The 13,843-nt window shown below is 56.3% G+C and carries 13 protein-coding genes; 2 read left to right on the forward strand and 11 right to left on the reverse strand.

The genetic code is table 11. The features are described 5' to 3' along the window. Positions 1-17 precede the first annotated feature (17 nt). A complete protein-coding gene (locus WMQ00_RS03280; RefSeq protein ID WP_023021551.1) occupies positions 18-854 on the reverse strand; it encodes a tRNA (adenine-N1)-methyltransferase in 837 nt (278 codons plus the stop codon). 28 nt (positions 855-882) lie between these two features. Next, positions 883-2,136, reverse strand: coding sequence for a M18 family aminopeptidase (locus WMQ00_RS03285; RefSeq protein WP_049378143.1), 1,254 nt, complete (start codon positions 2,134-2,136; stop codon positions 883-885). 46 nt (positions 2,137-2,182) lie between these two features. On the opposite strand from WMQ00_RS03285, the gene WMQ00_RS03290 reads away from it, so the two are divergent. After that, positions 2,183-3,013 carry a RecB family exonuclease gene (locus WMQ00_RS03290; RefSeq protein ID WP_049378144.1) on the forward strand — a complete coding sequence of 277 codons (831 nt, stop codon included), beginning with the start codon at positions 2,183-2,185 and terminating at the stop codon, positions 3,011-3,013. Positions 3,014-3,025: 12 nt separating this feature from the next. Here the strand turns inward: WMQ00_RS03290 and WMQ00_RS03295 are convergent, their stop codons facing one another. The 9 genes from WMQ00_RS03295 to WMQ00_RS03335 form a co-directional block, all read right to left on the reverse strand. Beyond that, positions 3,026-4,693, reverse strand: a complete 1,668-nt coding sequence (locus WMQ00_RS03295) for a formate--tetrahydrofolate ligase (protein WP_023021548.1) — start codon at positions 4,691-4,693, stop codon at positions 3,026-3,028. 137 nt (positions 4,694-4,830) lie between these two features. Further along, positions 4,831-6,138: an anaerobic C4-dicarboxylate transporter gene (locus tag WMQ00_RS03300; protein ID WP_023021547.1), complete on the reverse strand. Its 1,308-nt coding sequence runs from the start codon at positions 6,136-6,138 to the stop codon at positions 4,831-4,833. A gap of 353 nt (positions 6,139-6,491) precedes the next feature. After that, positions 6,492-8,051 (reverse strand): aspartate ammonia-lyase, encoded by a 1,560-nt coding sequence (gene aspA, locus WMQ00_RS03305; RefSeq protein WP_023027852.1) that lies wholly within the window; start codon positions 8,049-8,051, stop codon positions 6,492-6,494. 110 nt (positions 8,052-8,161) lie between these two features. Next, positions 8,162-9,007, reverse strand: coding sequence for an ATP phosphoribosyltransferase (hisG, locus tag WMQ00_RS03310; RefSeq protein WP_049378147.1), 846 nt, complete (start codon positions 9,005-9,007; stop codon positions 8,162-8,164). 29 nt (positions 9,008-9,036) lie between these two features. After that, on the reverse strand, positions 9,037-9,300 hold the full coding sequence (locus WMQ00_RS03315; RefSeq protein ID WP_023021544.1) for a phosphoribosyl-ATP diphosphatase: 264 nt from the start codon (positions 9,298-9,300) through the stop codon (positions 9,037-9,039). 58 nt (positions 9,301-9,358) lie between these two features. Beyond that, positions 9,359-10,075, reverse strand: coding sequence for an HAD family hydrolase (locus WMQ00_RS03320; protein WP_023021543.1), 717 nt, complete (start codon positions 10,073-10,075; stop codon positions 9,359-9,361). Between the two features lie 128 nt (positions 10,076-10,203). Further along, complete coding sequence (locus WMQ00_RS03325; RefSeq protein WP_023021542.1) at positions 10,204-10,587, reverse strand: hypothetical protein; 384 nt, start codon at positions 10,585-10,587, stop codon at positions 10,204-10,206. A gap of 24 nt (positions 10,588-10,611) precedes the next feature. Next, the gene (gene mshC / locus WMQ00_RS03330; protein WP_034655822.1) at positions 10,612-11,850 is read right to left on the reverse strand and encodes a cysteine--1-D-myo-inosityl 2-amino-2-deoxy-alpha-D-glucopyranoside ligase; all 1,239 of its coding nucleotides are present in this window, start codon (positions 11,848-11,850) and stop codon (positions 10,612-10,614) included. A gap of 25 nt (positions 11,851-11,875) precedes the next feature. Continuing rightward, on the reverse strand, positions 11,876-12,730 hold the full coding sequence (locus tag WMQ00_RS03335; protein WP_049378148.1) for an undecaprenyl-diphosphate phosphatase: 855 nt from the start codon (positions 12,728-12,730) through the stop codon (positions 11,876-11,878). 66 nt (positions 12,731-12,796) lie between these two features. Between WMQ00_RS03335 and WMQ00_RS03340 the strand changes: the two genes are divergently transcribed. Further along, a complete protein-coding gene (locus WMQ00_RS03340; protein WP_049378149.1) occupies positions 12,797-13,843 on the forward strand; it encodes a hypothetical protein in 1,047 nt (348 codons plus the stop codon).

Below are 13,843 nucleotides of genomic sequence, written 5' to 3' on the forward strand. Positions count from 1 at the left end.
TGGGCGTTAAAGCGGCCCTACTTCCGGGCACGGCGCTGCGGGCGTGGTGGGGTGACACCATCGGCCAGGCGGCGAGTCCAGATGAGGAAGGCGGTGTGCGCATTCATGCGGTGCTCTGGGCGGGTAGCTAGGCCTTCGACCTTCCATTCACGCACCAGCGATTCCCATGCCTTGGGCTCAGTGAAGCACTTGAGTTCACGAATGCCTTCCATGACCTTCATTAGCTGTGGCACCGTTGCCACGTAGGTCATAAACACGCCACCTGGGATGAGGAGATCGCGCACGGTCTCCAAGTGTTCCCATGGTTCGAGCATGTCGAGGATAACGCGGTCTACCGGCCCACCCAGGTCTGCAGCGGTAACGTCTGCCAGATCACCAAGGCGCGGCGACCACCACTCCGGCTGCTCGCCAAAATATTCCTTCACGTTATCCACCGCATACTCAAGGTGATCATCGCGCACCTCATAGGAATACACATGGCCTTCTGGGCCGACGGCACGCAGCAAAGACATGGATAGCGCACCGGAACCGGCACCGGCCTCGAGCACGCGCGCGCCCATGAAAATATCGCCCTCTACCAAGATCTGTGCCGCATCCTTGGGGTAAATCACCGCGGCACCGCGCGGCATGGACAGCACATGGTCCACCATCAGGTGGCGGAACAGCAGGAAGGAGGAGCCAAGGGTGGACTCAATAACCGAACCCTCATCCATACCCACGATGTCATCGTGGTTAATTATGCCCTTGTGGGAGTGGAACTGGCCTCCCTCTTCAAGGATGACCGTGTAGTGGCGCCGCTTGGCGTCAGTAAGCTGCACGCGGTCGCCATAGGCAAAGGGGCCGGAATAAGCCATGTCTCAAGACTCCTCGAGGTTGCGATTACTATCCCACCAAGTATGCCTCAAGCGCTTGTGCAAGCCATACTTGGTCCCGCTCGCCCACCATTTCACGCGCCGAGTGCATCGACAGCATGGGCACGCCCACATCCACGGTGTCGATGCCCAAACGGGTTGCGGTGATGGGACCGATGGTCGATCCGCACGGCACGTCATTATTGCCCACAAAGCGCTGCACCGGCACGCCAGCCTTGTCGCACGCTGCTTCCCACAACGCCACTGTGGTGGCATCGGAGGCATAGCGCTGGTTGCCGTTGATCTTGGTCACTGGGCCCTTGCCGATTATCGGGTGGTGCGTGGGATCGTGCTTGTCCACGTAATTGGGATGCACCGAATGTGCCGCATCGGCCGACACACAACTCGAGCGGGAAAACATCTGGAAGCGTTCCTCCTCGTTAGCTCCCAGTGCCCGGGCCGTTCGAGTAATGACGTCCGCCAGAATAGGCCCGCCCGCACCGTAGCGGGAGCTGGAACCTACCTCTTCGTGGTCAAAGGCCATCATGACCAAAATATCCTTGCCCTGATAGTCCTTGGCAGCATTCTTCATCGCCGCCAAGGAGGCATGTACAGAAGAAAGATTATCCATGCGCCCGGCTGCAATGAACTGCTCTCCTGCCCCAAAGACCTCACCTCGGGCGGCATCGGCCGTAATCAGGTTGAAGGATGCAATATCCTGCTTGCCGACGCCCGCCTTCTCCCCCACTACCTGCAAGATCGATGCCTCTGGGTCACCGACGCTTAAGACAGGCTGCATATTGTGCTGTCGGTCTGGTTTGAACTCATCCTTGCGGTACAGGTGGATGGCCAAAGACGGCAGGCGCAGGACAGGGCCAGTATTTACCACATGCCGCGTGCCGTCCTTAGTCACAATCTGGCCAGCGACGGTCAACTCTCGGTCAAACCAGGTATGCAGTAGCGCCCCGCCGTAGACCTCTACTGCTACTTGCTGCCAGTCCGCCGCCGAAAAGTCCGGCGTGGGTTTGAGCACCAGGCCCGGCGAGTCCGTATGTGACCCCACGATGCGAAAACCAGAATTCTTATCCGCCTCCTGTGGTACATACCAAGCCGCTACCGCGCCACCGCGCACCATCACGTGGCCACCTGGTGCGGCCGACCATTCCTCACTCTCATCCTGTAGATCAAATCCCACCTCGCGCAATTGGCGGGATACCTCCTCCGCAGCGTGATAAGAGGAAGGAGAAGCGGCGATGAAATTAAGGAATTCTTCGGTATAACTCATACCTCCTAGCTTGCCACGAAACGCACGGCGATAGGCTAGATACACCATGGCTACTTCATCGACACCCCGCCCGCTTGCCCTGTCACCCTCGCGCGCTTCCGATTACAAGCAGTGCCCACTGCTCTATCGCTTCCGGGCCATTGACAAGCTGCCCGAACCCAAAACCATTGCACAGGTCAAAGGAACCCTAGTGCATGCCGTACTGGAAGAAATGCATAAGCTACCGCGCGCAGAGCGCACCTATCCTGCCGCAGTAAAGATGATTAAGCCCTCGTGGGCAGACATGACCGCAAAGGACGCGGAACTGCTCGAGCTCGTGCCAGAAGAAGACACCTATGACTTCTTCGTTTCCGCCAGAGAACTGCTCAAAGGCTATTTCCAGATGGAAAACCCACAGGGCTTTGATTGCCAAGAAACCGAGATGTACGTCAACACAGTTCTTCCCAATGGCGTTCCCGTTCGTGGCTTCATCGACCGAGTGGATCGCGCGCCGACGGGCGAGGTCCGCGTCGTTGACTATAAAACCGGCAAGAAACCACTGCCCCGCTATTCACAAGATGCCCAATTCCAAATGCGTTTCTACGCGCTAGTCTACTGGCGCATTCTAGGCACTATCCCCCACCAGTTGCGGCTTATGTACCTCAAGGTCTTGGACTCGATGTTTCTTAGCCCAAACCGAGAGGAGCTGGAGTACTTCGAGCGCGATCTCGGCGAGTTGTGGGCCAAAATTGAAGCCGATGGGCGCGCCGGGGATTTCCGCCCCAAGCCCTCCAAGCTATGTGGCTGGTGTGCCCACCAGGATCTCTGCCCCGAATTCGGCGGCACGCCGCCGCAGTATCCAGGGTGGCCTGGTTCCGCGGCGGATAACAAGGACTAGGTCCACGCGGCCTTAGAAAAGTCCGGAGATAGTGCCGTCCTTATCGACGTCTATGTTGTTGGCCGCTGGCTTCTTTGGCAACCCCGGCATCGTCATAACATTGCCGGTAAGCACAACGATAAAGCCTGAGCCGGTGCGCGGCAGCAATTCACGGACATGCAGCGTATGGCCTTCCGGCGCACCCAATTCAGATGCATCATCGCTGAAGGAATACTGAGTCTTGGAAATGACCACGGGTAGCTTGTCCCAGCCATTGTCCTGGATGTACTTCAGATCTTTAAGCGCCTTTGCTCCATACTCCACGCGGTCGGCGCGATAAATCTCGCGAGCAATGGTCTCGATGGAGGCTTCAATTCCTTGCTGCGGATCGTAGAGCTGCTTGGCACCGCCCTGCAGGTTCTCCAGCAAGGTCTCTGCCAGCTTAGTCGCACCTGCACCGCCCTCGGACCAGACGTTGGCTTCTTCCAAGGCCACTCCAAAGTCCTTGGCCCACTGCCGCATAAACTCGCGTTCCGCCTCCGTATCCGACCAAAAGAGGTTGAGCGCTACCACTGGCTTGATACCGAATTTGCGCAGATTTTCTACGTGGCGCTCAAGGTTGACAATGCCCGCCTTGAGCGCATCTAGGTTCTCTTCCGTGAGCTTATCTTTGGCTACTCCGCCGTTGTATTTTTGCGAACGAATGGTGGCAACAACAACCGCACCGGCAACATCCAGATCGCCAAAGCGTGCCTTGATATCGACGAACTTTTCCCCGCCCAAATCGGAGCCGAAGCCAGCTTCGCTCAGGACAATATCGCCGAATTGTAGAGCGGTTTGAGTTGCTAATAGGGAGTTGCAACCGTGGGCAATATTGGCGAATGGTCCACCGTGTACCAAGGCTGGTACCCCGCCGAGGGTCTGTACGAGGTTCGGATTAAGGGCATCACGCATCAGTGCCGTGAGCGCACCTTCTGCGTTCAGGTCACGCGCGGTAACAGGGCGTTGATCGTAGGTGAACCCGATGGTGATATCGCCAAGACGTTTCTTCAGGTCTTCAAGGTTTGTGGCCAAGCACAAAATGGCCATGATTTCAGAAGCGGCAGTAATGGTGAAACCGGTTTCAGCGGGTACGCCGTGGGCTGGGCCGCCCAGTCCAGTGACCACGTTGCGCAAGGCACGGTCGTTGACGTCCATGCACCGCTGCCACGTTACTCGTCGTGGGTCGATACCCAACGCGTTTCCTTGATGTATGTGGTTATCAATGATGGCGGCCAAGGTGTTGGTTGCGGAGGTAATCGCGTGAAAATCCCCGGTGAAGTGCAGATTGATGTCCTCCATGGGCACAATCTGTGCATAGCCGCCGCCAGCCGCACCGCCCTTAATGCCCATCACTGGCCCTTGGGAGGGCTCTCGCAGGGCAACTATCGCTTTCTTGCCCAATTGGTCTAGGGCATCGGTCAAGCCGATGAGAACGGTGGATTTTCCCTCGCCGGCAGGGGTAGGTGATACGCCGGTGACAAGCACCAGCTGGCCCCGGTTTTCCTTGGAATAGTCAACCTTGGTGATATCTACCTTGGCTTTGGTGGTGCCGTAGGGAATCACGGCGTCGGAAGGAATGCCCGCCTTGGCGGCAATCTCCGTGATCGGCTGCAGTTGGTGGGCTTGGGCAATTTCAACATCGGATAGCTGAGTAGTCATGGCCTAAGCCTACCGAGCGATTGAGTTAAATAAGGCTCATTTAGACAAGAAAGTGAAATGAATTAAGTTGCCCGCTGATGCTGCAACCAAAAAGGCGCCCTGAAGGGCGCCTTGGAGATGGTTTTAACTTCCTCTAGTTATAGGAGGACGAAACCGAATGCATAGCCCAAGAGAACCGAGAGCACGATGCTGACCGTACCTGGGATCAGGAATGGGTGGTTGAATACGGCCTTGCCGATACGAGTCGAGCCGGTATCGTCCATCTCCACTGCTGCCAACAAGGTTGGGTAAGTCGGCAGGATAAACAGAGCGGACACCGCCGGGAACGCAGCGACTGCGGTAATGGGGCTTACTCCCAGGGCAAGGGCTGCCGGCATAAGGGCCTTGGTCGTAGCGGCTTGCGAGTACAGCAACGCTGCAGCGAAGAATAGCACCACTGCGAGCAGCCACGGCGAAGATTCAATAACGCTGCCAGCCATAGACTGAATATCGTCCATGTAGTGGTTGATAAGGCTGGTGCCCAGCCAAGCCACGCCCAGCACACAAATACATGCGGACATACCGGACTTGAAGACCGGCGTATTCAAAACATCTCCAGCCGGGACCTTGGTCATCATAACGATGATGGTGGCAGCGGTGAGCATGACCGTCATAATGGCTTCATTACGTGGAAGGGTCGGGTCGGCGATAAGCCCCACCTGCTCCGAGGTCAGGGTGGCCCACGCCATCACGATGATGATGGCTACCAAGAACACGAGAACAGAAGCCTTGGCACCCTTCTGCGGAGAGTAGTTCCCTGCGCCGAGTGGTTCCTTGACCAGGCCTTGTGCCTTGCGCTCCAAGTAAACCGGATCATCTTCAAGCTCTTTGCCAAACTTATTAGCTACCCAGGCAGCTGGGAAGATAGACAGGAATGTCGCCGGAATAACGACCGCCAGTACCTGCAAATAGCCCACCCCAGTCGGCTCTAGCAGGCTAGCGAGCAACACCACGGCTGCCGAAATGGGCGAAGCACAGATTGCCATCTGAGAGGCAACTACCGCGATGGATAGCGGGCGTGAAGGACGAACCTTACCCTCTTTAGCTACCTCGACGATAACCGGCAAAGTAGAAAACGCAGTGTGCCCGGTGCCAGCGAGAACCGTCATTAGCCACGTCACAATTGGCGCGTAGAACGTGATCCGCTTTGGGTTTTTGCGCAGGAACTTCTCTGCAATGTGCACCAAATAGTCCATACCGCCAGCTCGCTGCATTGCTGCGATAGCAGCAATGACGGTCATGATGATGCCGATAACATCGAAGGGGATATCTTCCCTAGTAATGGGAACACCGGTGAGACCAAGCGCCAACACGCCGAGGCCGCCGGCCATACCGATACCAATTGATCCAATTCTCGCACCCAAAACGATGGCCGCGAGAACGATGACTATATGAACAATAACCATGGACGTACTCCATACGCTCTCTATGCAAACTATGGGCACGCATCTCCATAGAGAGTGCATGCCGTCCTCAACATCTTCTATTTTGCACCCGCTGTGGTGATTTATTCATTCAAATTGCCTGTTTGTGTTGATTCCCACATAAAATAAGGATTCCGCTATAAAATGACCGGTATTCTAAGGCGCATTGTCCCTGTACAGAGGGATAAAAGATGAATGTGAATAGTGCTCCTTCACCATGCACAAACCCCCGCAGCCTCCGCCTTCTTTTACTTCCATGTGAAGTAAAAGTGGCGGCAACTGCGGGGGCCTACTGCGCGGGCACTTTGCCCTGCTGCTCCAAAAGCGCTGTGGGCTTAGTCTTCGTCGATGAAGAGCTGGCCTCGGAACTCTGGGTGCATGAGGTTTTCTACGGACAGAACCTTGTTCAAGGTTGCTTCATCCAGCAGGCCCTTCTCCAGGACGAGTTCCTTGACGCCCTTGCCGGTCTCCAAGGACTCCTTAGCGATCAAATCACCATTGTGGTGGCCGATGAACGGATTCAGGTAGGTGACGATACCAATGGAGTTTTCTACGTAGGCGCGGCACACATCCGCGTTGGCGGTGATGCCCGTGACGCACTTTTCGTGCAGTGCATCGACGGCGTTGCCCATGATACGAATGGACTGGAACAGTGCTTCGCCGATGACCGGCTCCATGACGTTTAGCTGCAGCTGGCCTGCCTCAGCGGCCATGGTGACGACGTGATCATTGCCGAAGATCTTGAAGCAGGTCTGGTTGACAACCTCCGGGATAACCGGGTTTACCTTACCCGGCATGATGGAGGAGCCAGCCTGGCGGGCTGGCAGATTAATCTCAGCCAGGCCAGCGCGAGGGCCGGAGGACAGCAGGCGCAGGTCATTACAAATCTTGGCGAGCTTCATCGCTGCGCGCTTGATGGTTGCGTGCAGCAGCACGTAAGCACCACAGTCAGAGGTTGCTTCAATGAGATCGCGTGCGGTCTTCATTTCCAAGCCCGTAACCTCAGACAAGGCTGCGGTGACCTGGTGGCGGTAGCCGGCAGGAGTATTAACGCCGGTGCCAATCGCGGTTGCGCCCAGGTTGATCTCCAGCAGTCGGCGCTGAGCATCACGCAGCAATGCTTGTTCCTCGTTCAGGTTATTGGCAAAGCCCTTGAACTCATCGCCCAAGGTCATCGGAACAGCGTCCTGAAGCTGGGTACGGCCCATCTTTAGGATGTCCTGGAATTCATTGCCCTTGTCCTGGAACGCGGCGCGCAGGCCATCCATGCGCTCAATGAGGTGGTCAACCGCTGCATGCAGACCCAGGCGGAAACCGGTCGGGTAAGCATCGTTGGTGGACTGGGACATGTTCACATCATCATTGGGGTTGATGATGTCATAAGAGCCCTTCTCCTCACCAAGGTATTCCAGAGCGAGGTTGGCAACGACCTCGTTGGTATTCATGTTCAGCGAGGTACCAGCACCACCCTGGAAAACGTCCAGTGGGAACTGGTCCATGCAGCGGCCCTCTTCCAGGATCTGGTCACAAGCCCAGATGATGGCTTCGGCCTTCTTCTTAGGCAACACGTGAAGGCGACGGTTTGCCATGGCAGCCGCCTTTTTGACCTGGACCATGCCGCGAATGAAGTGCGGGATGGTGTTGATGGTCACGTAAGAAATCTGGAAGTTTTCCATAGCGCGAACGGTGTGCACACCGTAGTAAGCGTCCGCTGGAACTTCCAAAGAGCCAAGAAGGTCGGTCTCGGTGCGAGTCTTCTTGCTGGAATTCTTAGGTGCCTTCTGTTCGGCCACCTTCTGCTGTGCAGCGTGAGTGGAAGTATCAGCTTCCTTCTTCTTCACGTCCTTTGCTGCAGACTTGGTGTCCTTTTCTTCTTTCTTAGAGGACTTTGCCATGATGGCTCGGCTCCTTTGCCTGTCGAGACTTATATTCGGATGAGTAACCTCAAGCGCTAATGTTAGCCACGACTGAATCTATTTGGGCCGACCCAGAAAATTCGCTCCCCCTAAAAGCGGGCGATGCGTAAATCAGAAGCCAAGATTGCCTCCGCACCGAGTTGGGAAAGTCGGTCCATGACTTGGTTGGCGTTTTTCTTGGGAACCATCGCGCGCACCGCCACCCAGCCCTCACGCGCTAAGGGCGAGACCGTAGGACCCGTCAACCCGGGAGTAGTACCAGTGGCCTCATCGAGATTAGATTGAGCGATGTTGTAATCGATCATCAAATAGGTGCGAGCGTGCAAAATTCCCTGCATGCGGTCGAGCACCACCTGCTCTTCTTCGCTAACGTCCACCCCTGTGCGCTTGATTACTACCGCCTCGGACTCAATGATCGGCTCGCCGAACGGCGCCAACCCTTGTTGGCGCAAGGTAGTACCAGTTGACACGACATCAGCAATGACATCGGCAACGCCTAACCGGATGGAGATCTCTACCGCTCCGTCTAGCCGAATAACATCGGCCTCAATTCCATGCTCGGCAAGGTTCGCACGGACAAGATTGGGGTAAGAGGTCGCGATCCGGCGACCATCCAGTTGAGAGATATCCCACTCCTCCCCCTGCGGGGCTGCATAGCGAAAAGTGGATCCTCCAAACCCTAATGGCAGAACCTCATCAAAGCTCGCCTTTGAGTCGAGAGCTAAATCGCGACCGGTAATACCCAGATCCAAAACACCGCGGGCGACATAGATGGCGATATCTTTGGGCCTTAAGAAGAAAAACTCAACCCCGTTATCCGCATCAACCACGTTGAGTGTTTTGGAATGTCCACGCCCCTTGTAGCCGGCCTCTGTAAGAATCTCCACGGCGGATTCTGACAATGAGCCTTTGTTCGGTACAGCAATCTTTATCATGTGGATCCTTCCGTCCCGTGGGGCGCTGTTTAAAGGTAGTTGTAGATGTCTTCTGGGGTAAGCCCCCGCTTGAGCATCATGACCTGAATCCAATAGAGCAGCTGAGACATTTCTTCTGCTAGCTCAGCATCAGACTGATACTCTGCGGCGATCCACACTTCCCCGGCTTCTTCGATGATCTTTTTGCCTATGTGATGCTCGCCTTTATCCAATGCGGCAACGGTGCCAGAACCAGCGGGGCGCTGGGCAGCTTTTTCGGATAATTCAGCAAAAAGGTTCTCAAAGTTCTTCACGGCTACCTATTGTTCCACAGGTAGTTAGGGAATGTAGTAAAACCCTGAAGTCCTACCGCTATTCCGAAATCTTGCTAAACCACTCATAGACCTCGGAGGCCCGGGCACCGGCGAGGTGCCGCGAGTTGCGGAGCTGGGAGACCTCGGTGACCTCCGGCGGAACCTCCACCTCGTCATCTTCGGGCAAGCCGATGACTACACAGCCAGCATCAACTGCGGCGCGCATTCCGTTGGCGGAATCTTCAAATACCAAGCAATCTGCGGGCTTAGCTCCGATGCGGCGGGCCGCTTCGCGGTACATATCCGGTGCAGGTTTCCCGGCAGGCACTTCATCCCCGCAAATAGTATCGACAAAGTACTGCCACCCCAACGCGCTAATGGCGGCATCGGCGACGTTGCGCTCGGTATTAGTCGTCACCATCATTGGCACGCGATCCGCCTTCAGCTCATGCAGCAACGCAGGAATGCCAGGGAAAATCTCCAGCTTGCGAGCGAAAAGACCTTTGACATAGTCAAACATCCGAGCGCGGTATCGATCGCTGTCACCGGGCCGCAGTGTCACCCCCGCATTATCTGCGCAAATCCCCAAGGTCGTCTCAAAAGTCGCCCCCACAGTGGCAAGGCGCTGGGTGGGAGTTAAACGCTTCCCCAGGAGCTCCGAGAGATAGAACGTTGCCTCCGCCCAAAGCGGCTCCGAATTGGTGAGCGTGCCATCCATGTCCCAGAAAATGGCGGCGGGCTTTGTCAGACCAGAAACGGCATCGGGGTGCTGCACGAGAATAAAACTAACTTTCTCTTTAAAAAGGCTGTGGGGTGAAACCGACCATGCGCTAAGGGCACAGAAGTAAGCGCCTGGCTGCGAATATGCCGCGGGCCGGCGCTCAAAAAGCGGGAGGACAAGAACTAAAAGTCTAGTTCTGGAATGTGCGATAGAGCTTCGTCATCTGCTCCAGTTGCCGCGCAGGCATTGTAGATAAGCTCAGATAGCTCTTCCTTCTCTTCCGGCTCGAGGACAGCGTCGTGCTGGGCACGATTAAAATCGGCCAACGCACGAACGGTCTTGGACAACACGGTTACCAGCTGCGGGCCATCTGGATCATCCGGAAGGGCATCCAGCCCATCGAGCATATTCTCAAGGTGACCGCGCAGCTCCGGAAGCACGCTGGCATCAAACGGAGCCTCCCAGAACTCCTTTTCCTCCTCTTTGAGGTAATCGCCGGTGGCAAAGGACTTCAGATCACTTATGAACTCATCTACGGTGGGCTGGAAATCGGCGCGAATGCTCATGCTGTAGATACTGCCCTATCTTGGCTAAACCTGCACGCCGAGGAGTGAATTTAGTGCAGTGCGAACCAAATCGCCCGCTCCTTCTTCGTCTGTGCCTCGCTCAGCCTGCGACCACTTATCCACAGCAGCCAGCGCCGCCGGGGTATCGAGGTCATTGGCGATCGCCGCGCGCAGCTTGGCGACGACCCCTTGTGCCCCCGCCATGCTTCCTGGCGTAGCCACTGCTTCCCGCCACGCGGACAGACGGTGCTTTGCCTCTTCGAGCACTTCATCCGACCAATCCCGCTCGTCGCGGTAATGCCCAGCGAAGACGCCGAGACGGATAGCGGACGGCTCCTCGCCTGCTCCTACTAACTTGTGGACGAAGACGAGGTTGCCCAAGGACTTAGACATCTTGACCCCGTCGAGGCCGATCATGCCTGTGTGTACATAAAACTTTGCCATGCGGTCCACACCCAGGGCCGCCTCGGCGTGGGCGGCGGAAAATTCGTGGTGAGGGAACTTCAGGTCGCTGCCGCCACCTTGAATATCAAAGGTCGAACCTAAACGATTGGTGGCAATAGCGGAGCATTCAATATGCCAGCCCGGACGGCCAGGACCAAAGGGCGACTCCCAAGCGGGCTCTCCCTCGCGGTGAGCGCGCCAGATGAGTGCATCAAGTGGGTTCTTCTTTCCTGGGCGGTCTGGATCGCCGCCACGCTCGGCAAAAAAGGTCTGCATCTCTGCCGCAGAATAATTGGACTCGTATCCAAATTGCGCAGTGGCCTCGATGGAGGCGTAGATGTCTGGGTGTTCGGGATCATCTACGACGTAGGCCGCACCAGCGTCAAGAAGCTTCTGGACCATCTCCACGATTTCATCAACGGCCTCCATGGCGCCGACATAATCTTGCGGCGGAAAGACGGAGAGCAACTCCATATCGGAGCGGAAAAGGTCAGTCTGAGACGTACCAAGCTCGCGCCAATCCACGCCATCGCGTTCGGCGCGCTCAAACAGTGGATCATCGACATCGGTGATGTTTTGTACGTAGTGGACCTTCTTTCCGGCGTCCAAAAAGGCGCGGTAGATAAGGTCAAACGTCAAGTATGTCGCGGCATGGCCCAGGTGGGTGGAGTCATAGGGCGTAATGCCACACACGTACATGGTGGCGGTATCCCCTGCGACCTCTACGGGAGCGATGGTTTGATTCGCGGAATCGTACAAGCGCAGCTGCGCCGCATCACCGGGCACAGGGCGGAAAGAAGGTATTGGCCAAGATTGCATAGCCACCATAGTAACGCGGTGCTTGTTAAAGCGGCTGTAGGACTCCCAATGCCAAGAGAAGCATTACCAGTACACCAACGGGTATGCGGTATGCGGCAAACCACGAGAAGGAGTGGTTACCTACAAACTTCAGCAACCATGCAATGGAGGCGTAACCCAAGGCAAAAGCGATGCCAGTGCCAACCAAAAGCTGCAGACCGGTAGCGGATTGGCCGGCTGCGGGGGAAAAGGCGTCGGGAAGCGAGAAAAGCCCCGAAGCTAGGACTGCTGGAATGGCAAGCAAAAAGCTAAAGCGCGTGGCCACCTCGCGGTCCAGCCCTAAGAACAGACCACCAGAGATGGTGCCGCCGGAGCGAGAAACACCTGGCATGAGCGCCAGGCACTGACACAGGCCCATCACGATGGCGTCTTTCATAGTCAACTGCTCAAAGCCACGCTCTTTTTTCCCCAACTTTTCTGCGGCGATAAATACAAAAGAGAAAACAATCAGCATGGCGGCGGTGATCCACAGGTTGCGCAGGGCTCCGCGGATTGCATCTTCGAAGGCGTAGCCGATGATTCCAATAGGAATAGAGCCAACGATAACCATCCAACCCATGCGCCAGTCCTGGCCACGAGAGGATTTATCGGTCCAGCCGCGGAACCAACCGGTAAGTATCTGCCAAATCATGGGAGCAAAATAAACCAGCACCGCTAGCTCGGTGCCAAGCTGAATGACTGCGGTAAAAGATGCGCCAGCATCCTTGCCCCAAAAAAGTTCGGAAACAATGCGCAGGTGACCAGAGGAACTAACCGGAAGGAACTCGGTCAGACCTTGCACGATGGACAAAACAATGACCTGTGCCCAAGAGACGGCGTCTGTTGCGGTATTTGAAATCACCCGCTTCACACTACAGCGGAACAAGGCTTCGGGTTTTTATAACGCGCGCTGTTAGGATTAGGAGTCGTGAAATCTCAATCCGGCTCCGCACTGATCTTTTCTAGTTTGCTGGCGCTTAGCGCCACCGCACTGGCCGCCTGCCAGCCCGATGTGGGCGTGGGCGCCGATCCGGAAACCGCGGTCAAGGGCAATGCCACCCCGGCGGCCTCCCCTGTCAAGGCGGACCCGGAGGGCACCGTCGTAGACCTTAAGGAAGACATCACAGACCTTGCTGCTGTCGATAACTCGCTTGCGGTGCGCACTAAGGACCAGCTCCTTATCGGCAGCCAGAAAGAGTTTGCGGGCCATAAGGCAACTGCTTTAGACATTTCTGCGGAGTGCGGTGATCTAAGTTCATCGTCGTCGGGCTTTGTACTGGCCTGCCCGGAAAAGGTCCTGCTCATCGATCCCTCCTCCCCGGATTCTCCCGCGGAGGTCCGTATGGAGGAGGAGACTCCTGTTACTGTTGCCACCCAGCTTTCCAGCGGCGAGATCTTTGCTACCTCAGCCGATTCCAGCACCGTTGGCATTTATAAAGACGGCAAACGCGAAGGTGACATCGAGGTCGAAGCCGGCTCGGACCAGCTACTAGCCGTGCCCAATTCCACGGGTGACGATGGAGTGGTACGCATTCACCGCGAGGATTCCACCATTCAAAACGTGGATTGGACTAATGATCGCGCGGGCGGTCGACTGCGCGTTGGCCAGGGTGTAGGAAGCATCGCGGTGGGCGACAATGGCGTTGTTCTTGCCTCCGATACTGAGGGCGGACGCTTGGCTATCTACACTTCCGATGATGTCGTTCGCCTGCACCAATACGGCAACGTCAATGGCACCCCATGGGGCGTAGCTTGGGACAAGGAGCACAACCTGGCGTGGGTCAGCGCCACGGATACGAACAAGGCTCATGCCTATGAGTTAAATAAAGGTGTTCCGGAACTGCGCGGAGATATCTCTACCGTGCCAGATGCACAAAACATTGCCGTACTTAACAATGGCACCTTCGTCGCCGCCTCTGCCACCGGCCACGGCCTCCAGTTCGTGGACACCCCGCACCTGAAGAAGGAGTCTTAA

It is taken from the genome of Corynebacterium sp. KPL2825 (assembly GCF_037908445.1).
Classification (GTDB): Bacteria; Actinomycetota; Actinomycetes; order Mycobacteriales; family Mycobacteriaceae; genus Corynebacterium; species Corynebacterium kefirresidentii.